This is a genomic window from Sphaerospermopsis sp. FACHB-1094 (assembly GCF_014696195.1).
GTDB lineage: Bacteria > Cyanobacteriota > Cyanobacteriia > Cyanobacteriales > Nostocaceae > Sphaerospermopsis > Sphaerospermopsis kisseleviana.
Window position 1 is genome coordinate 21,385 of record NZ_JACJPT010000006.1, and the last position, 22,768, is coordinate 44,152.

The following is a 22,768-nucleotide window of genomic DNA, read 5'->3' on the forward strand; positions in this document are numbered from 1 at the left end:
TTAGCACAAGTTTTTGTTTTTTAATTCTTCTTATTATTTGGTAATAAAACTTAAAAAAACAACAAAAATTAATTCAAAAAACATTATAAAAATGTTGCATATAGTCTTGTTTGTAACAGTTAATTTATATTTGTTGTCAAAGTGGTTTTCTTAGTTAGAAACTAGAAATAGATTTAACCAAGCAATTATTGTTATGAACACTATTTCTAACCTGCAATTAAAACGCTCAACTTGGCAAACCGCCACTCTGTTGACCTTGGGCTTTTGGCTCAGTTCTAGTCTAGTATTAGATTGGGTAATTATGCCTAGTCTTTACATTACTGGCATGATGAAGGAAGCGAATTTTACCACTGCTGGATATGCAATTTTTTGGAATTTTAACCGCTTAGAATTACTAGCTGCTGCTGTTGTCTTGACATCTGTGCTGGTTATTTGCAAGACTAAATCTAATTGGTGTTTGGGAAGTATATTTTTATCTTGCTTGCTGTTAACAATAGCTTTGCTGGATACCTATTTTCTAACTCCGCAAATGTGCGCTTTGGGTAGTGATTTAAGTCTATTTGCTAGTGCAGGTGGTGTTCCCTACAGTATGAATTTACTGCATGGTAGTTACTTTATGCTGGAAGTTTTGAAAGTATTAGCGTCTGGGGTGCTGTTAAATCGTTGTTGGAAAGAAGCTTAGAGGTTGTTTGAAAAGTCTCTCATGGGGTATCAAATATTTTTACCGGGATCTAGTCTAAGTGGACTCGTTGAATCAAAAATCTGCGCTCCTTTATGACCATTGGGTTAAATTTACTCATTAGCATCTCCATAAGCGTAGTCTAAAACTGTTGGGGACAATTCATGAATTGTCCCTAAATTCATTTCACCAGATGTCAATTGATAATTTTCCTGACTAATTCTAACCATTAGACTTGTCCAGAAAAGAAATTATGGAACTTATTTATGCGGGCAGGTCGAAGCTTATGGGATATCTAGATGTCTGATTTTTCCGTCAAATTATCGCCCATAAGCTTCGCCCCTACAACTTATGACAAATTAATACATTCTATTTTGGAGAGGTCTATTGATTACCAATTTCTGTTAATTGTTTATCTGCTTCTTTCTTGGATATATCTTCATCAGTAGTAGTAAAATTATTCAAATTTTTTACTTCTATTTATTAGTCTAGGTTATAATTTTTGTCTTGAGTATCTTTTTTTAGTTATCTGTTGACTCCTCTGGGTGGTGTTCATTCTTATTGCTCCTTATTGAGAATGGGGTTTAATGACGTTTTTGGTGATTTACTATTTCTCAAATGCCTTTTTTCAATCTCTATGTTTATTTTTATGCTTACTTATATTCTTTTTCCCCGTGTTTTCTCTCTATGACAGTTGAGGGTGCGGAATGTGGATTATAACTGCCATACCAAAATACTAGCATTATACTGGCATTTTTTTCCTGTACTCTGGTCTCTTGAATTTTCTAATTCCTAACTTTTCATGCTCTTAAACCGTTCTTTTGCCCCTTCAAAAGCCTCTTGCATGACATTTTGAATTTTTTGAGGATCTGGCTTTTTTCCACCCATTAAATCCCCAAAATACACACAAGCAGCTTCACCTAAAGACCATGTATAAGCACCCGCCCAAGATGCCGCAATAACAGTACCCAAACCAGGGACAAATTTAATTAATTCCCGTGCCACTGCTTGAGCTAAAAAACCACCAGCAATGGTACTTACAATACCCCCAGCTTGAGATGGTGTCAATGTCTGACCATATAATTTACCCAATAATCCCACCATTGAAACTTGTAAAGCTGTTAAAACTGGCATAGTTGCAAAAGGTAAAGGTACAGCAGCTAAAGTACCTGCCATAATGGAAAAAGGTAAAATATATCTTCTAGCAGCATCACGATAAATATTACTTAATTCCTTACCTGCTTGTTTATCTAACAATTGATAAATAGCTTTTGATTCAGCTTCCGGTAAAAGTTCAGCTAAATTATCTCGCAGTGCTTCTAAACCATAAAATACTGGAGTATAACCATCTGCTTCTAAAGTAAAATCAATCAAAACTGCCCGATCATATAAACCAGTAAAATTATTTTTAATTTCTGTAAAAGCCCGGTTTAATTCCTCAAATTCTGGGGGATAATGGGGATGATTTTCTATTTCGTTGGGATAAATTTCATGCAAACAAGTTACCGCTAACAAACAGGGAATATTGGGATATTGTTGGCGTAATTTTTGGGCAATATTTCGCAGAGTATCCGTAGCAAAATCATTAATTTTCACAGTCAAAAGGAAAACCCTGGCACCATTAATTTCGGTTTTTAAATCAGTGATTAACTCTTGAATAATAGTTTCCGTATCTTTATTAACATCACCCAAACCCACCGTATCAGTAAATACAATTAAAGGTAAATCATCAGCAGGATAAGCATAACGTTGGGTATTTTGAGTATGGGGCCGAAAACCCTGGCCAATAATTTCCGCAGAAACCCCGGTTAAACCGCGAACAATAGAACTTTTACCAGTTTGGGGTTTTCCTATTAATAAAGCTTCTGTAGTCGGTAGTTGAGTGCGGATAGTTGCTAAAATTTCTGCAACTTGGGCATCATTGACACTAAACCATTGTCCTATATTTTGTTTTACTTGTTGTTTTACTTGGTCTACTGGTAGGAGTTGGGTTAATTTAGCAGTAGTTTTACTGACAACACCAACAATGCGATTTTGCCAAGAATCATTTTCTGACTTGGGTTTTGGTGCATCCGTTGGTGTGTTGGATGAGTCTGGGTTGGGTTGTTCAGTCATGGGTGTAATTTTAATAGTCCACCATTCCTAGTATAACTTGTCTTGTGAACCATGTAAGCAGCAGGATTCAAAACCCTTCATAAATTAGGAGATTAAGAAAATGTATTATCTTCCATCCAATGAACATAACTGATTTGTTGACACATACAAGCTTGTAGATAGCGGAATTTATCTAACATTTTTTAACCCCATTCTTTCGGAACAAATACAAGTTGTAAAATTAGATAGGCGATAAGACTAGCATAAATTTGAATGGCAATACCATTATTGATAAGTTAGCAATTTTTAGACAACAAAAACTTATCTTTATGTCTGCTTGACTGCCCACTCAATTCTCCTCAAGGTTTTTTTTCGACTTTTTGAGCAAACCCTAATTAGTTTTCCAGAAGATTATTTATCAGGACTTACGTAAAAGGGAATGAAAGTAGGGGTAATTCATGAATTACCCCTACACAAGAATAAGGTTTTAAGTCACATCTTGCGTAAGTCCTATTTATATCGAACTCAGGTGTCAACAGTCATCACCTTAGACAAAGATGTGACCAAAACATAGGACACTATCTTTAACTGCTGCAATCACCCGTTCTATATCCTCTTCTGTATGGGCAACAGAAAGAAAACAGGTGCGACCTTCCCAGATGTAAACGCCCTTAGCAATCAGGTGATAAAATAGTAATTCAAATTGCAAGGGTAAATAGAACTCACTCGTATTACCCGCGTAAGTAAAACGGAAAAAAGAAGCAAAATACTTGACTTCAATGGGAACATTTTGCTCCTGAAAAAAAGCATTCAGAGTTGCAGCTAGTTGGGAGGTGCGTTGATTCAACTGTTGTTGTAACTTTCCCCCCTCCATTCGCATATATCTAAGCGCAGCCCTGGCCGCTGTCATGGTCAGAGGATTTTTAGAGAAAGTTCCCGCAAAAAATGTCATGGGTACTTCTGGATAGGAATCGTCTCCATAAAGCCACATACCGCCATCAATTCTATCCATATAGGCACGAGAACCAGCAACCACACCAATGGGTAAGCCCCCACCCAGAACCTTACCATAAACAGCTAAATCAGCTTGGACATTAAATAAAGCTTGACAACCACCGGGATGGACACGAAAACCCGTTAAGACCTCATCAAAAATAAGGGTGATTTGCTTTTCTTGAGTCAGTTGTCGTAATTGTTGCAAAAATTCCTGGGGTTGTAAATCAGGACGGCGACTCTGCACCGGTTCAACCAAAACCGCAGCTAACTCATCAGCATGAGTATGGATCATCTCTAGAGATTTAGGATCACCATAGGTCAAAACTAAAACATCATCAGCGACCTTTTGGGGGACTCCAGGAACTAAAGGTACAGTTTGCATCTGACCATCTACGGGTTGAGCCATGACCAAAGTTCCGTCAAAGTGTCCATGATAAGAACCAGAAAAGATAACAATTTTATTCCGGCCTGTGGCAGCACGGGCTATTCGTACCGCCGTCATGACTCCTTCTGTACCAGAATTACAGAAAACAACTCGTTCCATCCCGGTCATTTCGGAAATTAATTCTGCTACCTCACCTGCTAGTTTACATTGTGGCCCAATTTGTATTCCTTCCTGCATTTGCTCTGTGATGGCCGTGGTAATAAAATCAGGATTATGACCGAAAAGATGAACCCCAAAGCCCATGGTTAGGTCTACATACTCATTACCATCAACATCCCAAAATCTTGCCCCTTGGGACTTATCACCGACAATGGGATAAAACATCTCCTTTGTTAGTTGCCAAAACCCAAAGGCCGACCTTCTATCAGCCAAAACTGGACGGTAAGCTTGCGATCGCTGTTTCGATTTTTGAGTACGTTGGGTATAGTCGGCAATAAATGTTTGTAAATACTGTTTCTGTTGGAGATTTAAACTCTCAGCACTATCTTTTTTCTGAGGATGATGACGTTTTGACTCCTTAGCTTTGCCATTATGATCAGATGGTACTGGCTGGGGAGTTGTAGACTGATGAGAATTAATTAATGATGGGGTTTTTAATAAATTAGAATTGCTATTGGTTTCTGGTTTAGTTTCGCCAACAAAAACGTTTTGAATAGGTTGATTTGTGAGTGGTAGATTGTGATGACGCAGAAGTTCTAATTGTTGCGCCATTAAATCCAACTGTTGAGCGACAACTTTTTCTAGATAGCTATTACCTTCTATTTGCGTGGGAACTGGACGTGGTGAAAATGCAGGTTCAGGAACTACTACCGCCGTTTTTTGTGGGGTAACTGGTGGTGGAACATTAGCCACAGCAGTGGAGACGAAAGTTTGAGGTTGATTTTGACTAATATAAGTAGCTATATCATCAATAGTAGTTAATTCTTCAAACAACTGAGCTATGGATAACTGGACTTTAAAAGTATCTTGAATTCTGCGTACTGCATCAATTAATACTATAGAGTCTGCACCAATGTCCAGAAAATTACTGTGAACGTTAACTCGTTCTGGCTCGGTTTGCATCACACCAGCCATAATATGTTGTAGTTTGGCGGCGATAGCGAAGCGCTGCTGCAAGCAGTTCGCCTCTTTGGAGTTAGTTTTAGGAAATGAAGTAGTTAATTCTTGTACATTCATATCTTGTTCAGGGGTAGCAATCCAATAGCGTTGACGTTGAAAAGGATAGGTTGGTAGGTGTAATTTCTGCGGTTGATCGTCAAAAAAGAACCCAGTCCAATCTATCTCTAAACCTTGGATATAGAGATGGATTAAACTGTTCAACATCACCTGGGAGTTCTGTTCACCTTTCTTTAGAGAAGGTAGCCAAATAGCCTTATTTTCAGGAGAATAGCGTTTTCCCATACCGATGAGAGTAGGATGGGGTCCGATTTCCACAAAGCACTCGTAACCTTCCTGAATCAGAGACTCCATACCAGTAGCAAATTGTACCATTTCTCTGGTTTGTTGTCGCCAATATTGAGCATCTAAGAGTTGTTTAGGCTGTAATTTTTTCCCAGTGAGCGTAGAAACAAAAGGAATACGGGTAGGAAAATATTTGACACCCCTAGCAATTTGTATAAATTCATCAAGCATTGGCTCAATGAGATGGGAGTGAAAAGCTTGGGCAACAGGCAATAATTGGACTGTAACACCTTCAGACTCTAACTGCTGTAGTACCTTTTCCACTCCGGGAACAGATCCAGAAATTACCGTATTTTCCGCACCATTGAGAGCCGCAATCGTGACTTCTTCTGTATAGGGTGCAATTACCTGTGCTACACGCTCACGGGCAGCAAAAACAACCGCCATTTGTCCGATTTGGGACAGCTTTTCCATCAACCGTCCTCGTTGGGCAGTTAGTTCCAGTCCGGCTTTGAGAGTAAATGCACCTGCTACACAAGCGGCAGCATATTCTCCCAGACTATGACCCATAACCACCGCCGGTACAACTCCCCAAGATTGCCATAGTTGCGCTAGGGCATACTCTAGGGCAAACATAGTGGGTTGGAGATAAGCGGGTTTATTTAATAACAAAGCCTCCTGGTTTGTTTGCGGATATAAAACAGAAAATAGAGATAGTTCTAAATAGGGACGCAATAAGCGATCGCATTCCTCCAAAGCTTGGCGAAATATCGGTTGGGTGTCGTAAAGTTCCCGCCCCATATCCGAGTAATGAGAACCCTGACCAGTGAACAGAAAAGCGACTTTGGGCGGCTTTTTACCTTGTACCTGTCCACTGCATACCCCCGGTTGTGGACTAGGAAAAGCCTTTAACTGCTCCTGTAACTGTGCCGTTGATGTTGTAGTGATAGCTAGACGATGGGCAAAATGCGATCGCCCAGTATTAGAAGTAAAACAAATATCTTCTATCCTTTCATCAAGATTAAGACTCAAATATTCTTGATAGGATTTAACTAAATCCTGCAATGCAGATTCAGTTTTTGCCGAAAGAGTCAGCAGGTAGGGTGTAATCTCTTTTTGTTGACGGTTGACGGTTGCCTCCTGCCACCGTCCCTCTAAAACCAGATGGGCATTCGTACCGCCAAAACTAAAGGAACTGACACCAGCCAGGGGTTGATTCCCACCTGATGGCCAAGGTGTGAGGGTTTGCTGCACCCGTAACGGTAGCTTATCGAAAGGAATGTAAGGATTTGCTTGTTGAAAATGTAAACTGGGGGGAATTTGACGATGTTGAAGAGATAAAGCTACCTTAATCAATCCGGCAATTCCGGCGGCAGCTTCAGCGTGTCCAATATTTGTCTTTACCGAACCGACAGCGCAGTAGTTTTCAGGAAGACGACCCTCAGCTAATACTTTTCCCAGTGCCTTAATTTCTATGGGATCACCTAACTTGGTTCCCGTACCATGGGCTTCAATATATTGAACTTGACCGGGGGAAACTCCAGCGTTACGGTAAGCAGCCCGCAGTACAGCTTCTTGGGCGTGGGGATTAGGTGCTGTCAGTCCGTTACTGCGGCCATCCTGGTTCACAGCACTACCACGTATCACAGCATAAATAGAGTCACCATTGCTGATGGCATCGGACAGTGGCTTTAAAATGACAACTCCTGCACCCTCACTGCGAACATAACCATTCGCTCGACTATCAAAGGCCTTGCAGCGACCATCAGCAGCCATAAATCCAGCTTGGGCAAAGCTGACAGTAATCCAGGGAGAGAGCATGATCCGTACTCCTCCAGCGATCGCCATTGTACATTCTCCACTCCACAAACTTTGACAGGCCAGGTGAACCGCCACTAGGGAAGAAGAACAGGCCGTATCTACACCCAAACTAGGACCATTGAGATTTAATAAGTAAGAAATGCGGTTAGCAGCAATACAATTTGTGTTACCCGTGCCAGCATGAGCATCAATTTGAGTAGAATTTTCCATCAATAGACCATAATAATCAAAGCCATTGATGCCCATAAATACCCCGGTCTGTGTCCCAGCTAAACCTTCGGGTACTTGTCCACCATCTTCTAGAGCTTCCCAAGTTACCTCTAGTAATAGACGTTGTTGGGGGTCAAGACTGACGGCTTCCCGGGGGGAAATTTTAAAAAATTCTGGATCGAAACGATCAATATCTGCTAAAAATCCGCCCCAACGGGTATTCATTTTATCGGGTTTGCTGAGGTCAGGATCATAAAAAGAGTTGATATCCCAGCGATCGCTAGGAACTTCAGTAATGGCATCCACACCATCCCGCAACAACTCCCAGAAAGCTTGTTTATTTTTAGCTCCTGGAAAACGACATCCTATACCCACAATGGCGATCGGTTCTCTATTCATTATTCTTATTCCTCCTGATTAAAGGCAACTGGGAGAGACTCCAAACCCCGTAAAAAAATATTCCCTCGCCATTGGGGTGTATCAGTTTGCAATTTCAGGTAAGGTAAGCGTTGAATTAGGGCATTAATGGCAATGTGGCCTTGGAGACGAGCCAACCCAGATCCTAAACAAGAGTGAATCCCATCACCAAAAGCCAAATGTCGGTTTTCAGAACGAGTTATATCGAGACGATCAGCATTAGCGAACTGAGATGGATCACGATTAGCTGATCCGACTAACAAAAACACAGGCACTCCTTTACGGATGATTTTGCCACCAATTTCTAGATTTTCGATAGCCGTCCTCCCGCAAATTTGCAAAGGGCTTTCATAGCGTAGTAGTTCTTCTACCGCACTGGGAATCAGAGAGGGGTCATTTTGCAACATTGCCAGTTGATCGGGATGGCGCAGCAAAGACAGGATACCATTACCAATTAAATTCACTGTGGTTTCTTCCCCACTAGCAAACAGCAGCATACAAGTTACTAATAGTTCATCCTCGGTTAGCTGATCTTGCTCGTCTCTAGCTTGAATCAGGGCGGTGATCAAATCATGTTGGGGATACTGGCGACGCTGAGCAATTAGAGTAATTAAATAGTCTCGAAAATCTAATATTGCTTGATTGACTTCTGCACTCACATTTGAGGACTTCATGGGATCGAAAATATGGGCTAACCAATGGGACCATTGTTTCAACTGGTTGCGGTCTGCTTCTGGTATGCCCAACAATTCCGAAATTGTTCTAATAGGTAAAGGTGCGGCGAAATTAGCAATAATATCTATAGTTGCAGATCCCTCCACCTGATCAAGTAGGTCATTGACAAATTCCACAATTTTGGGACGCATCGCTTCAATAACACGAGGATTAAAAGCTTTACTTGTCAGCCTTCGCAACCTAGTATGATCCGGTGGGTCACGGAAAAATAAACAGTTATTACTGAGAGCAGCTACAGGAGAAAGAGTTTCTTTCTGTTTGGAATAGTGGGAAATTTGAGATTGTGCCGAACTTAACCGGGGATCGCGCAAAGCTGGAACAACATCAGCATAGCGGCTGATCATAAATACGCCCAAAGAACTGACGTGAACCGGGTCTTCAGTACGGAGGCGATCATACATTCCATAAGGATCAGCGTAAAACTCTGGCTGGAAGGGATTAAATTTTAACTTTGGTGGTTTAGGTAAATCCATATTCATGCTTGCTTAAACACAGATTTTTACTGATGACTCACTCAACACTTGAGCTAGATAGGATGCTAATTCTTCAATGTTGGGATATTCCCAAAATAATGTAGGTTCAACTTCACATTCCAACCAATCAATTAATTCTCCTGTAATAGCGATCGCTGCTGAGGAATCTAAACCATAGTAAGCAAAGGCTTCCTGAATATCTATCTCTTGGGGCGGGATTTTTAACTCAGTGGATAAGCGATTAATTAACCAAGTTTGAATCTGTTCTACTGTGATGGTGGAATTTTGGGAAAATTGCTGTTCTAGTGAAGCAGTTGATAATGCTAGTGATTCTAAATCTACTGGGTTAATGAGTGGTTCTTGCCACTGGCCGACAATTTCTAAAGTGTTTTCTAAAAAACTAGTCCGGCAGGAATAACGCTGAATTTTGCCGCTAGAAGTTTTGGGTATAGTTCCGGTTTTTAGCAACAGGATAGCATAAACTTGTAGTCCGTGAACTTCTGAAATGGCTTGACGAATGGCAGCAACTACTTCATCAACATCTAGATGACGCAGGTAATTTCGTTCTACCTCGTAGGCGATCGCCAGTCTTTCCACTCCATCCACTTCTACACTAAAGGCCGCACCTCCTGCCATTCGTAAGGCGGGGTGGCTTTGTTCCACAGTCAGTTCAATATCTTGGGGATAATGATTTTGTCCCCGAATAATAATTAAATCCTTGAGACGACCAGTAATAAATAATTGACCATTGTGGATAAATCCCAAGTCTCCAGTCCGCAGGAAAGGCCCTTGTTGAGTATCGGATAAATAAGCTTGGAAAGTTTGTTGAGTTGCTGCTGGCTTTTGCCAATATCCTAAAGTGACACTAGCACCAGATAGCCAAATTTCTCCGACTCGATCAGATGGACACTGGGTTAAGTTTTGCGGATCAACAATGAGAATTTGTTGATCAACTCCAGCCTCACCCACAGCGACAAAAGTTTTACTATTTACTGATTCCCCAGTCGCTACTTGATTTTCCTGGATGGCTTTGCTCTCCACCTGACAAACAGTGGGTAAGGAGGTTTTCTCTCCACCGCTAACAATGAGAGTTCCTTCGGCCATTCCATAACAGGGATAAAAAGCTTCGGGGCGAAAACCGCAGGGAGCAAAGGCTTGGGTAAATCGCTCTAGGGTTTCGGGTCGAATGGGTTCAGCACCATTGAAAGCTACTTCCCAACTACTCAAGTCGAGATTTAGCCGTTGTTCAGGAGTGATTTTTTCAATACAAAGTTCGTAAGCAAAATTCGGTCCACCGCTAGTAGTGGCTTTGGATTCAGAAATCGCTGTTAACCAACGTAGGGGTTTTTGTAAAAATGCTACGGGAGACATTAAAGTTACGGTACATCCGCCGTAAATTGTTTGTAATACTCCCCCAATCAATCCCATATCATGATAGGGAGGCAACCAAATTACTCCTCGACTATCGGGTGTATGCCCAAAAAAGCGATATATCTGTTCTAAATTGTGGATCAGATTTCCGTGACTGACCATCACACCTTTAGGCATGGCAGTAGAACCAGAGGTGTATTGCAGAAATGCTAAGGTGTCCTTAGCGATCGCTGGTTTTTGCCATTGTTGTCCTAATTCTGGCGTGATGTTATCCGTAGTTAACCAGGAAAGGGAGGATAATCCTGGTTCTAAGGCAAATCGCCGTGACCAATCGGGTAAATTTGAGGTAGTAGTTAAAATAACTTTAGGTGTAGCATCAATAATTATCCTGAGAAGATGATCCATGCCGCGCTCCCGTCGGGGCAGATAGGCAGGAATGGCAATGACTCCAGCATATAAACAGCCAAAAAAGGCACTGATAAATTCCAACCCAGGAGAATACAGCAGTAAAGCCCTTTCACCCTGCATCTGTAAAGATTGCAACTGGGCAGCGATCGCTCTTGCTTGCTGATCTAGCTGTTGATAAGTTAAGCGACCAGATTCTATTTCCCCATCCTGCAAAAAGTTTAAAGCCAAGCGATCCGGTTCGGTAACGGATCTCGATTGCAAGATATCAATAAGGTTTAAAGTTTTCATACCAGTATTAGTTATTGTCAACGCCGTGTGCAACTTTCTCTCAAACCTAACCCCTAACCCTTTCCCTACAAGGGAAGACGAGTAAAAATTAAACCCAAAATAGGGAACTGCGATCAAAATCAACACCCTAGTTCTAAGGCAGTCGTACTAAGTACAATTATCAGGTGAGTTAAACCAAAATTTTTTTGCTAACTTTGCGAAATTTGAATATTCGTTGCTCATACTCTCCTGAGACAAACCCTTCGTATTTTTCAGAGCCAGGGGAACATATAAAATTATTTATTGATATCCCTGTTAATTTCTCTTCTAAGAGAGGATTATCTGCCCATATCTTTAAGTACTTTTCTGCTGTTTCCTTACAGGACTGGAGAACATTGGGGGAAATATTTACATTAGTGATAACCTCAAACCCCATAGATGTAATTACTTTGAGGTGAGCATCAATCTTTTTGGCAGGTAGCCAGACACAATAGAGAAACCAACCATCTTGCCGTAGAACTCGATGAACTTCGCGGTAGAAAGCTAGAATATTGGGATAGTGTTGAGATGAATCAATATTGAGTACCACGTCGAAAGACATATCTTCTACACGGAGGGCTTCTGCATCTCCTTGCTGAAATAATATGTTGTCTGCCCCATGCTGTTGACGACAAAATTCTATGGCATTCGGGCTAATATCTATGCCTAAATATTTACGGGGATGAAAGTAGGTTTTGAGTATAAATGCTGCTCCCCCACGACCACAACTTATATCTAAAATATCCTGATCATCAATTAGACAATCCCCTATCACCTCTAGTATCAATTGATAAGATTGATACTCTGGTAATTCCTGTGATAATTCCACTACAGATAAGGAAGGAATCCCCTGAATGGGAACATATCCAAGATTTAGGGTGAATATTGGTTCGCCCAATTTCAAAGTATCCAGGGCGCTGTTTACTAATTCGTACTGCTTTTTTACTATAGCCTTCTCAAAAATGGACGAGAAATTCATGTTACCTCCTTACTGGTATAAAATTGGCAATTAATTTTAATTAACGAACACCAAAAAATAAATTAAGCAATTTCATTCCTGGTGAAAACGACTTTTCCTCCTCTGGCTAGAAAGCTTTTGTTCTGAAAGACATTGGGAATTTTTTATTTAAAAGTCCCTTAATATCGTCCTTCCCTTCTTACCAATCCTCCCATTTCAATCCCATAACAACACTGAGGGCAGTACATCTGGTTTGGCTAACCGCAAAAGTTCATAGCCGATACCAGCCACTCCGCGAAAGAATCCTGGATGGTAAACGCCTTGTGTGACTTTGTGGAATAAATGAAACCCTCCCGTTTGTTTAGCTCTATCTACTACCCAAGCAATCTGTTGAGGGACTTGTGCCATTAACTCTGGTCGGGAAAGTCGGCGGGATGCTTCTAGAAGGATGTCAACTCGTCCTAAATTGCCACAACAGAGATGATCTACTCCCTGCCAGGAATATTTCTCGGTTGTCTGGAGGGCAATGTCAATATCTCGCCGGATTTCGGGAGTATCGAGGTATGGCAGACTCCCTAACCGGGCTAAACCTATACCAGGTGCGCCGTGACACCAACTGCTCATAAAACTGGGTTGGTTGTCCTTGAGGACGAAGGGACGAAAATCCGGCCAATTGTTGGCATTTGGTGAAAAGACGCTGGTTTCGTAGGCGATCGCTTCTTGGGCGGCGGCTAAATAAGCTGGATCGGAAGTTGCGCCGTATAATCGCAATAAGGAATAGGCAATACCGGCTGCCCCGTGGGAAAATCCGGTGAGGGGTTTTTCTAATCCCATCCCTTGCCAAGTTTTGTAACCTGTTGCGCTGATACAGCGATGGGCGAGTAGGTGCTGACCGCAGATCATAGCCATTTCCAAAACGGCAGCATCTCCTGTGGCTTGGTACAATGTCAATAATCCCAGTAGCGCCCCGGCTGTTCCCATGGCGATGTCTAGGTTGCGATCACTGCTAATATCTGCCGGAGTTAGTAAAGAAGCTAGTTGTTTAGCATCTTCTAGGAGTGATGGTGCGTCTAAGAATTGGCTCACCTTGACTAAGGTATAAAGCATCGAGCCAAAACCACCCATAGCTCCTAAATCTACGGACATTTTCAGTTGTTGATAAGCCTTGGAATTGTTAATCATTCTGCTCAAAAGTTGCAGCGCGGACAAAGCCAAGTCTCTATATCCTGCTCCTCCTGTCACCTTTTCTAAAGCAGCTAAAAATAAAGCAATCCCACAGCCACCTTCTAAACCAAAGTCTATGAGTTGTAATTGTAATTTTCCTGTTTTGGGCAGATACTCTAAACCAGTCCATCGGGGAATACCGTCAGCAGTGTAAATTGCTTTTTGGCGGAGATCGGTGGCGATCGCCATAGCCTGTTGTAACATTGCCTCCTGGCTTAAAGGCGTAAAATCATTAAAATCAGGCCAATTATTGCTATCTACTGCGGTGGTGTCGAGTTCATTAGCAACCAAGGCATAAAGAGAACCCCTAATGATAGAAATCTGCTGTTCCATATCTTCAGGGTTGAGTCGCTGTATATGGGCAATGACCGAATTGTAGCTAGGTTCACGAAATGCTCCAGAAATGTTCTGTTCTGGAGAAATGATCATGTCTTGGCTGTTGGCATAAGCACTCAAATAAGGTATATCTAATTGTGTCAAGGCCTCATGTTCTCGTCCCAGCAATTCCCAACAGTATGGTTTTTGATCACAGACGAGAAATGCCCGACTCAGGATATCTAATTCAATGCTAAAGTCCACACCATTTTGCAGATATTGGGGACTGAGGGCATTTTTCAGTATCACTCCATAAAGCCTAGTATTCCGGAATAGGCAGCGTAATAGTTGATGAGATAGAGAAGCTAGTGGTCCATCAGGCGCTAAAATATTATCCTGGCGTTCTAGTAGTAACTGATACATGAGGCGAAATCCAGTCACAATTTCCTCTGTATAGCTATTAGGCGAGCGGATAGCGCCGTCGAGGCTGGGTAAATTGGCTTGAGGAGGTAACTTACCATATTGTTGTCCTAAAGACATAGGATCAGTGTTAATGTTTTGCCAACTGAGGAGTTGATAGGGCATTTGTTGTCCCCCTTCTCCTCCTAATCCACTGACATCAAAAAGTGTTTGCCCATCAGCACCTAGTTCCCAGTTTGGTAACAACCCTATACTCAGTACGGAACTATCCAGAAGTTGATTAAATAAGGCTTGCAACTCTCCATCATCTCCCTGATCTTCCATTTCCCGAATTTGTGGCTGGAGCAGGGTTTCTAAATCAATCAGGATGGGATGTTCCCCACTAGCAATCAGGTTTTCATAGTGGCAATCATTACCTTTTAAGGCATAAAGTAAACACAGCAGAAATCCGGCTCGTTGATAGTATCGCTTCACGGCCGCTTGGTTTTCACAGGGTAATTGCGCCACATACTCCATCCAGCCATAATGATAGCGATCAATTACTTTAATCACCTGGAAGGGTAGGGGTGATCCTTGTTGATTTAACCAATCCAGTAATTGAAAATAACCGGACTCTAATCCTAAAGACCTGGGTTTATAAACTAATTTCAAACCGCTACTAAATTCAAGAATCATTACACAACGTCCACGATTGTGATCATCGGCAATATCTAAATTTAGTTTGACAATTTGCCCTAGTTCGATTTCTGGTTGAAAGGTTTTTTGAATTTCTTCCCAATCCTTACCTAAGCGATTTAAAAACTCGCTCATAGCTTCAACCCAGAAGTTAGTTATTGTTGACAATAACCGAGCTAAGACACTGTATTTATGGAAGAAGGACAGAAGATTATCCTGGAGTAGTTCCTCGATAAACTTCTGGTAAAGTTTTCTAGACGGACCACCAGAAGACTTGACTAGGGAGGAAACAAGGCCAGATCGTCTAAAGTTCCGAAAAGTGACAAATTCTGCATACAGAGTTTGTCCGCCTACACTAGCCAACTTTTTTAGAAGATGACGCTCTAGAACTACCTGTACTTGTGGTTCTAGTAACTGATATTGACTGTTAGCTTGGGCAATGAGTTTTTCTTTAGCTACCTCCACAAAGGGTATAAAAAGAGTTTCAAAAGCAATTGGTCTGTGGGGATCTAGAAAGGGATACTGACTTATTTCTAAGGTGATAGTACCCATTTTTTCCATTACAGATGCAAGAGTTTCTGCCCAATCTGGTAGGGGTGCATCTCCAAGGGAAAAATTAGTATCCAAAGCTAAACAAACTGTATTTATATCTAGTCCATCCCAAGCGAGACGTTTAGCAAACTTTTTAGTATCTCCCTTAGCGGCAACCCGACACCAGTGCTGAAGTCGGGAGTTAACGGTGGAGTTATTTATAGAATCTTGATTAGTTAATAAATTAGATTTTAAGCGTTCAGCGATTGTACTGGACTTGCCAACTATTGCAGCTAAATCTGTTTGTGATAATTTCATCTAAATTTCCATCTCAATTTTGCAGTTTTTCTGCTTTCTATCAACAATAAATCCCTATTACTAAGTAATGCAAACAATAAAGTTTTTTTACTGCTCGGAGGATGTTTGAAAAGAGGTATACCGTCATTTTCATCACATTGCTACCCCCCCTTAATCCCCTCACAAGGGTAGGTATTTTACATTGTCGTGAGGCCAAGACTTGGGGGACAAGGAAGGACAGTGGACAAGGGGGGAAAACCGTACAAAATCATATTATCTTGGTAACAAAAAGACTATTGTGCGGAGAAAATCTTCCTTGTCTACTTTCCCTCCTTGTCTTCCTAGTCCTGCCTTAATAGATAATATTAAAAACCTACCCCTGTGAGCCCTTAATCCCCCAGAGCGTTTTCATTCTCTAAAATTGCGTTACCTAAGGTGAGAGAAGCTATCGCTAGAACCTTTTGACAATCAATATTTGGGCTTGTTTTTGATATTAATTAATCTTTTCAGTTGCTGGTAAGCCTTGGCATTGTTAATCATTCTGATCAACACTCCACCTTAACACTTATTTCTATTGATTTTCCACCAGCAACGGCTTCTAGTTCTTCATCGGAGAGTTCGCCTTCTACACCAGCACTAGGTTTAACGGGAATAGATAGGTAGAATGTGGTGGGAGTTTCTTCAATTACTTGAATTTCAACATCATCAGCAAGTTCTGTACCTAATTCCCGTTCAATTACCCCTTTGGGATCGCTGATTAATTCTTCCTTAAAGCTTTCATCTAACCAGGATTTGGCGACTAATGATGACTGAATAGCCATTCTGGCTTTGAGTTGTTCATCAAGAAATTCTAATTCGCTATCAGATGGATGTGATCCTGCTTGAGTCATGGTTTTTTATCCTGTAAATTGAGATTAAGTAATACCAGCTAAAGATTTGTTTCATCTGTGACGATGAATGCTGGTATTTGTTTTTTTTAAATTTAATACAGAAATTCAGAAATAGCTAGACAAGAAAGTTCAGGAAAGTTCAGGAAAGTTTAGGAGTTTATTTATCTAATGTCTAAATATAGGTGGAAATTCAGTATTGATAAGGGTTTGAGACTGATGACATTAATCTGTACTTTCATATAGTATGGGTAAAAGTCCCAGGATTACTTAACTTTTCTACATATAAACTCATGTATTCATTAGAGGTTCTGGATAGTTCAACAGCTAAGGTTTATGAGAAGATGACTTTTCCTCTCTTCCGACCTCGACTGCAAACTTTAGACCCGGAAGGAATGACTGTGGCAGTTGGGGCTACTGATTTAGGAAAGCCTATAGGATTGGTACTCGCCCAAATCCAACCAGGGGCTATTTCGACGGAAGTTTTATCTTTATATGTCAGTGCTGAACGCCGCAATGCTGGCATTGGTACAGCCCTCCTCAATTTTTTAGAGGAAGTTTTGTTGAAAAGAGGTTGTCGAAGTTTGAGCATGGTCTATATGACAGGAAAGCCAACAACGCCGGCTCTGGAAAAGCTGCTGGAAAAATGCGGTTGGTCTTCACCAACACCACGAATGTTGATTTGCAAGAGCGATCGCCGTGTTTTAGATGCTCCTTGGCTGAAAATGTATGAAAAACTACCGCCCTCATTTACTATTTTTCCCTGGTGCGAATTAACTAATGAGGAACGAATTACTATTGAAGAACAGCAAAAGACAGATCCTTGGATTCCTGAAGAGTTAGTTCCTTTTCTCCATGAGGAAGGTATGGAAGCTTTAACGAGTTTTGGGTTACGTTACCAAGGACAGGTGGTAGGATGGCTGATTACTCACCGGATATTCCCTGATACGATCCGTTATACTTGCGATTGGGTGAGAGAGGATTTGCAAAAAACTGGTTGCTTAATTGCTCTCCATGCTAAAGCACACAAGCGTCAGGCGATCGCAAAAATCCCCAAGGCGATTTGGACTGTACCCTTGCACCATGAAAACATGGTACGGTTTGAAGAATATGAGAAGGAATATTTAACTTCTATGGAACAAACCAAGGGTTCATTTAAAATCTTGGACACTGAGGTTTAGGAGGATAAGGAAGCTATAATTAAAAATGAAGACTAAAACTATTGGGACTATGATTAGATAGTTTGCTAAAATTGTAATCGGTAAAATGCCAGAAATGATCGACTGACCAAGACGATACTGTTTTTGGCTATAATCATCACCACTCAACTGACAAACGCTGAAAGTTGGCTGTTTGGATCTACCGATAAAAGCAACACCACCCAGCCCTCGGTAATCAGCAATCCAATATTCTTTTATCAATCTTCCTGGGGGCAATCATCCCACAAAGTAGTAATTTCTCGCAAACTCTGATGAGTACCATTACCCAAAATCAAATGATCCAATAGAGGAATATTTAAAAGTTGCGCCCCTGATAATAATTGCCGAGTTAATTCTATATCTGCTTCACTAGGTTCTAGATTACCAGAAGGATGATTATGGGCCACTATCATCCGTGTAGCACCATGTCGAATAACTTCCCGAAAAATATCACGGGGAGAAGCTAAAGTTTCCGTAGCAGTACCAATAGTAATTATTTTTGTCCCCAAAAACCGATTTTTCACATCTAATAATAAGACTGCAAACCGTTCTTGACTTTGCCACATTAAGTCTTGACTTAGGGTAGCTGCTGCTGCTAAAGGACTATCAATAACTGCACCCTCCGCAGGACGGGATAAAAAAACCCGTTTACCTAATTCTATCGCTGCCAGAATTGATGTAGCTTTTGCAGAACCCACACCATGAATTTCCATTAACTCTGCGGGGGTAACATCCCGTAAAGCAGCTAAAGGATCTCTTTGATCTTTTCCTAACTCTTGTAACATAAGTTGCCCTAAACCGACAGCAGACAGTTTACCCGGTCCTTGTCCAGTTCCTAGCAGAATAGCAATTAATTCCGCAGTGGCTAATATTTTCGCTCCATGAGTCATCAATCTTTCACGGGGACGCTCATTTTCAGGTAGGTCGGCAATTCTGAGGCAATAGGTCATATACAAACCAAGGGATTATGCACCAAGATGGAACTATATTTTATTTATCCCTTTTTCAAGCTCAAAATTATATCTGGGGGGGAAAATATTTGTTAAGGAGTCAGGAGTTCAGGAGATGGGGAGGTGGGGAGAAAAAGATTTTTCCCAGTCACCAGTCACCAGTCACCAGTCACCAGTCACCAGTCACCTACCCACTAACAGCTTCTTGATAAATTATCTCTTGAAACTGAATGATGTCTTTTTGAGGATCAGCAATGCTGACTTTTACTAATACTTGTTCACCTAAACTTACAGAACGCCTAAAAACCATTGGTAACTGTAAACCCAAGTCTTCTAAGAGAATTAATGCTAAGTTGCTATCTTCCCGTAACCACATCAAAATTGTGACTTGCCATATTTCTTCAGGATTACGACGTAAATATTCTAAAGCATAATACCTGTTGGTTTGCCGTTCTACCATTGTTAGTTCTTGGGTGGTAGTGCTGACGGTCATCATCACTTCTTTGAGTTGTTCGGCGGAAAATGGCAAATCTTCACCCCGTAAATGTGCTTTCAGTTGAAAGTGGGTAAGTAAGTCGCTGTAACGACGGATGGGGGAAGTTGCTTGAGTGTAAGTATCTAAGCCTAAACCGGCATGACGTACTGGGGTAATACTCATTTCACTTTTAGGCATACAGCGACGCAGGGCGCAAAAACGAACGAAACCGGCGGGAAGCTGTAAGAGTTCTTCTTCTGGGGGTAGTTCTGGTTGGGGTTGTCCGCGAAAGGGCAGGGGGATATTATGAGCTTGACCATAACGTGCTGCTACTTCCCCAGCAAGGATCATCATTTCTGCTACTAACTGCCGAGATGGAGAATCATCTAATATATCAATGCTGATATCATCGTCTTTGACTTTGATCATTGCTTCGGGCATATTGATGCTGATCGCGCCTTGGTTATATCGCCAGGTTTTCCGCTTTTGTGCCAAATTGGCGATCGCCTCTATTTCTGGTTCTGCTTGTACTCCCAACTCCAGCATTTCATCTACATCTTCGTAGGTGAGGCGATAGGTAGGTTTGATTAAAGTGGGATGAATACTATAGTCTTCAACTGCACCGCTTTCATCTAAAACTACACCAAAGCTGAGAGCGCAACAAATTTTCCCCTGTACCAAACTCATTGGACCTGTAGCTAAGACTTCGGGGAACATAGGTATCATTCCCGTAGGTAAGTAAACTGTACTACCCCGTTTTCTCGCTTCTAAATCTAATTCATCTTCTGGCATTAACCAGCGAGTAGGATCAGCAATATGCACCCAAAGCCGTTGTCGTCCATCGGCGAGATTTTCACAACTTAAACCGTCGTCTATTTCTGTGGTACTTTCATCATCAATAGTGTATACCTTGAGATGTGTTAAATCCAGACGATTGGTGTCTAAGTCTGCTGGTGGAAAATCCAAATGTTGTTGCGCCACTTCTAATACCTTACTAGGGAACTGAACGGGAATTGAAGAACGACGCAGGAACAGGTTTTCATGGGGACTCCACCAACCCAAGTCGATCAATAGTTGCAGGGCTGCTTGAGGAGTTGCAGAACGTCCCAGCATATTCATGGTTTCTAATACTGGGGCTGGGGGTGGATAATTCCGTACCAAGGCCTCCGCATTTATCCCCATTCGCACAATATCCGCCACGAAAGTCGCATATTTTTCTAATGCTTCCAAACGCTGGCGGTCTGGTTTTTGCCATTCTACGCTTTCGCCTTGGAGTGCCTGTTCTACACGCGCTAAAAATTCCTGCTGTCCCTTGGCTTTTTGCGCTTCTACTTCTATTTGGTGTTTCCGTTCTGCTACTTGTGCGGCGCTGCGTGGTTCGTAAACATCGCCTTTTTGCTTGAAATACATTTTATCATCGGATAACAAGCAATGGGCGGCGTAACAGTGCTGTGGTTCTGATTCTGAAAACAGCAAATTTGCCATTTGACTGGGAGTGACTGTTTCCCCGTCTTCCACCAATATTTCCCAAGCTACTTCTAAACTAGATGGATCTAGATAGGTTTGAACTTGACTTAAAAAGCTGGGAATGTCAGCAGGTTTATAAGTTTGTTCATTAACTGTATAGGTTAGTTGTCGCGGCGCGAGGCTGTGGGATTGACCTCGTTCATCTACCACAAACCAACGGGTCTTTCCGTCTGGACGATCTACCACTCCCAGACGGCGATCGCCTTGAACCCTAAATTCAACTAGCGTCCCCTTCTCCACAACTCTCGCACTCTTTTACTAATTTTAGATTTTAGATTTTAGATTTTGGATTTGTTTTAGGTTGTTAATGGGTAATTGGTAATGGGTAATTGGTAAACACTCTTTGCTGTCACCTGTCACCTGTTCCCTGTTCCCTGTTCCCTGTTCCCTATCACCCAAATCCCAGGATTGGAAATCTCGAAGCATATTATACACTCCTTTGGCTGGAAGCGAAATTTTAGATTTTGGACTGAAAGTAAACGTTTCATTGTTATTACCAACGTTACTTTTGTTGGATTTTTACAGCAGATTACAGATAAATCTGGTACACAGTCTCACTTGAAACCTAGACAGAAAGAGAGTTTTACTTCTGATTTCTGACTCTTGTAATGGCGAAGCATTCGCACGACCAGTTATCAATATTTTGTCCAAAGTAAGGGCGAAGCATTTGGGCGAACAATCATCAATTTTTATCACCGTTTATTTTCCGAATGCTGCGCCCCTACGACTCCTGACTTCTGCTCTAAAATCCTTTCATCCAAAATCCAAAATTTTTTTAGCCTTCGGCGTTGATAAATGGCAATAAAGCCACAATTCGAGCGCGTTTAATCGCTAATGTTAATTGCCGTTGTTGTTGTGATGTTAACCCAGTAATGCGTCTGGGTAGAATTTTACCACGTTCAGTAATAAATTTACGTAGTAAATCAACATCTTTATAATCAATTGGTTCTCCTGGCTTAATTGGCGACAGGCGACGACGATAATAGCTCATCTCTTACTTAATTTCCTTGTGAACAGTGTGTTTGTTACAGTGGGGGCAGAACTTTTTCAGTTCTAAACGGTTGGTGGTGTTCCGGCGGTTTTTGGTGCTGGTATAGCGAGAAACGCCTGGAGAACGCTTGTCTGGGTTGGTTCGACACTCGGTGCATTCTAGTGTCACTATTATGCGGGCACCTTTACTCTTAGCCATAATTTTACAAACAGTAAAGCCGGGAGAGATTTAACACAAATGACTATCTTCTCACATTTCGCTGCACTTTTTCAACTAATCGCTTAATTTTTAGCTTAATTTTTAAATCCAGCGAATAGCCACGCCGTGAGGAAACAATTATAGTTCTAGCATAGCGGTCATGGAAAGCCTGTTGCATCTGAGGATCTGACAAGGCTGCACCACAGTCAATGACTAGGGGAAGTATTAGCAGTATAGCAGTGGGATTAGCTATTATATTCGTTAAGCAAATGGAAACCAATAAACAGCTACCGCCAATAATCGCTTCACGCTGTAATAATGCTTGTAATTCTGGTATTCTGCTTACGGGTTGTCCGTTTTCTATTTCTAACACTTTTAAATTTACTGCCCATCTTCCTAAACTTTGCCCCTGATTGTTGTAAACTATGATGACCCGTAGAATTAACCAAGCAAGGATAAAAACGAAAATTTGGATAAATTGAATACCTAGATTATTTGTTCCTAAAAGAGAACTAACTAACCATGCTCCTGTAAAATCTATTCCTAATGCCATCACACGACGGGTAATTTCTGGCTTGGGATAGTGTTTTTGTGGTGTTTTAATGATAGTCATAATATTTATAAAATCAAGAGAAACACAAATAAGTAGGTAGGCGTTAAAAATTGTCGTTATGACAAGGCAGGAGGCAGGAGGGAAGAGGTTTTTAGGAATTTTACATTTTTTTTACATACCTCGGTTTTTTCGTGCCGACTTACTTAAACCAG

16 protein-coding genes and 2 pseudogenes are annotated in these 22,768 nt (G+C 41.4%); 3 read left to right on the forward strand and 15 right to left on the reverse strand.

Features of this window, described 5'->3' with window-relative positions; translation table 11 throughout:
• The first annotated feature begins 193 nt into the window (after positions 1–193).
• Positions 194–682, forward strand: coding sequence for a hypothetical protein (locus H6F47_RS02900; RefSeq protein WP_096572402.1), 489 nt, complete (start codon positions 194–196; stop codon positions 680–682).
• Between the two features lie 789 nt (positions 683–1,471).
• Here the strand turns inward: H6F47_RS02900 and H6F47_RS02905 are convergent.
• The 8 genes and pseudogenes from H6F47_RS02905 to H6F47_RS02940 form a co-directional block, all read right to left on the reverse strand.
• Positions 1,472–2,794, reverse strand: a complete 1,323-nt coding sequence (locus tag H6F47_RS02905) for a DUF697 domain-containing protein (protein ID WP_096572404.1) — start codon at positions 2,792–2,794, stop codon at positions 1,472–1,474.
• Positions 2,795–2,886: 92 nt separating this feature from the next.
• Positions 2,887–3,090: pseudogene (locus H6F47_RS02910) on the reverse strand (hypothetical protein); the annotation flags it as partial.
• 230 nt (positions 3,091–3,320) lie between these two features.
• Positions 3,321–8,045, reverse strand: coding sequence for a type I polyketide synthase (locus tag H6F47_RS02915; RefSeq protein WP_190647590.1), 4,725 nt, complete (start codon positions 8,043–8,045; stop codon positions 3,321–3,323).
• A gap of 5 nt (positions 8,046–8,050) precedes the next feature.
• Positions 8,051–9,271 carry a cytochrome P450 gene (locus H6F47_RS02920; protein ID WP_242027322.1) on the reverse strand — a complete coding sequence of 407 codons (1,221 nt, stop codon included), beginning with the start codon at positions 9,269–9,271 and terminating at the stop codon, positions 8,051–8,053.
• A gap of 12 nt (positions 9,272–9,283) precedes the next feature.
• Complete coding sequence (locus tag H6F47_RS02925) at positions 9,284–11,338, reverse strand: AMP-binding protein (RefSeq protein ID WP_190647594.1); 2,055 nt, start codon at positions 11,336–11,338, stop codon at positions 9,284–9,286.
• 169 nt (positions 11,339–11,507) lie between these two features.
• Positions 11,508–12,335 (reverse strand): class I SAM-dependent methyltransferase, encoded by an 828-nt coding sequence (locus tag H6F47_RS02930; protein ID WP_190647596.1) that lies wholly within the window; start codon positions 12,333–12,335, stop codon positions 11,508–11,510.
• A 195-nt stretch (positions 12,336–12,530) separates the two neighbouring features.
• Positions 12,531–15,797, reverse strand: a complete 3,267-nt coding sequence (locus H6F47_RS02935; protein WP_190647598.1) for a type 2 lanthipeptide synthetase LanM family protein — start codon at positions 15,795–15,797, stop codon at positions 12,531–12,533.
• A 524-nt stretch (positions 15,798–16,321) separates the two neighbouring features.
• On the reverse strand, positions 16,322–16,666 hold the full coding sequence (locus tag H6F47_RS02940; protein ID WP_190647600.1) for an NHLP leader peptide family RiPP precursor: 345 nt from the start codon (positions 16,664–16,666) through the stop codon (positions 16,322–16,324).
• Between the two features lie 290 nt (positions 16,667–16,956).
• Here H6F47_RS02940 and H6F47_RS02945 point away from each other — a divergent pair, with 290 nt between their 5' ends.
• Positions 16,957–17,844 carry a GNAT family N-acetyltransferase gene (locus H6F47_RS02945; protein ID WP_190647602.1) on the forward strand — a complete coding sequence of 296 codons (888 nt, stop codon included), beginning with the start codon at positions 16,957–16,959 and terminating at the stop codon, positions 17,842–17,844.
• Between the two features lie 78 nt (positions 17,845–17,922).
• Here H6F47_RS02945 and H6F47_RS27725 read toward each other — a convergent pair.
• Positions 17,923–18,081 (reverse strand): annotated as a pseudogene (locus H6F47_RS27725) (Uma2 family endonuclease); the annotation flags it as partial.
• Positions 18,081–18,812 carry a DNA repair protein RadC gene (gene radC, locus H6F47_RS02950; RefSeq protein ID WP_096572405.1) on the reverse strand — a complete coding sequence of 244 codons (732 nt, stop codon included), beginning with the start codon at positions 18,810–18,812 and terminating at the stop codon, positions 18,081–18,083. The gene radC and the pseudogene H6F47_RS27725, both read right to left, overlap by 1 nt.
• A 17-nt stretch (positions 18,813–18,829) precedes the next feature.
• Between radC and H6F47_RS02955 the strand changes: the two genes are divergently transcribed.
• Positions 18,830–19,021 (forward strand): hypothetical protein, encoded by a 192-nt coding sequence (locus tag H6F47_RS02955; protein ID WP_190647604.1) that lies wholly within the window; start codon positions 18,830–18,832, stop codon positions 19,019–19,021.
• On the opposite strand, the gene H6F47_RS02960 is transcribed toward H6F47_RS02955, so the two are convergent.
• The 5 genes from H6F47_RS02960 to H6F47_RS02980 form a co-directional block, all read right to left on the reverse strand.
• Positions 19,000–21,054 carry an RNB domain-containing ribonuclease gene (locus tag H6F47_RS02960; protein WP_190647606.1) on the reverse strand — a complete coding sequence of 685 codons (2,055 nt, stop codon included), beginning with the start codon at positions 21,052–21,054 and terminating at the stop codon, positions 19,000–19,002. The genes H6F47_RS02955 and H6F47_RS02960 overlap by 22 nt on opposite strands.
• Positions 21,055–21,078: 24 nt before the next feature.
• Positions 21,079–21,240, reverse strand: coding sequence for a hypothetical protein (locus H6F47_RS02965; RefSeq protein WP_190348423.1), 162 nt, complete (start codon positions 21,238–21,240; stop codon positions 21,079–21,081).
• Between the two features lie 349 nt (positions 21,241–21,589).
• Positions 21,590–21,805, reverse strand: a complete 216-nt coding sequence (gene rpsR, locus H6F47_RS02970) for a 30S ribosomal protein S18 (protein WP_096572408.1) — start codon at positions 21,803–21,805, stop codon at positions 21,590–21,592.
• Positions 21,806–21,808: 3 nt separating this feature from the next.
• Complete coding sequence (gene rpmG, locus H6F47_RS02975) at positions 21,809–22,003, reverse strand: 50S ribosomal protein L33 (RefSeq protein WP_096572409.1); 195 nt, start codon at positions 22,001–22,003, stop codon at positions 21,809–21,811.
• Positions 22,004–22,046: 43 nt separating this feature from the next.
• Positions 22,047–22,616 (reverse strand): RDD family protein, encoded by a 570-nt coding sequence (locus H6F47_RS02980; RefSeq protein WP_190647608.1) that lies wholly within the window; start codon positions 22,614–22,616, stop codon positions 22,047–22,049.
• Between the last annotated feature and the right edge of the window lie 152 nt (positions 22,617–22,768).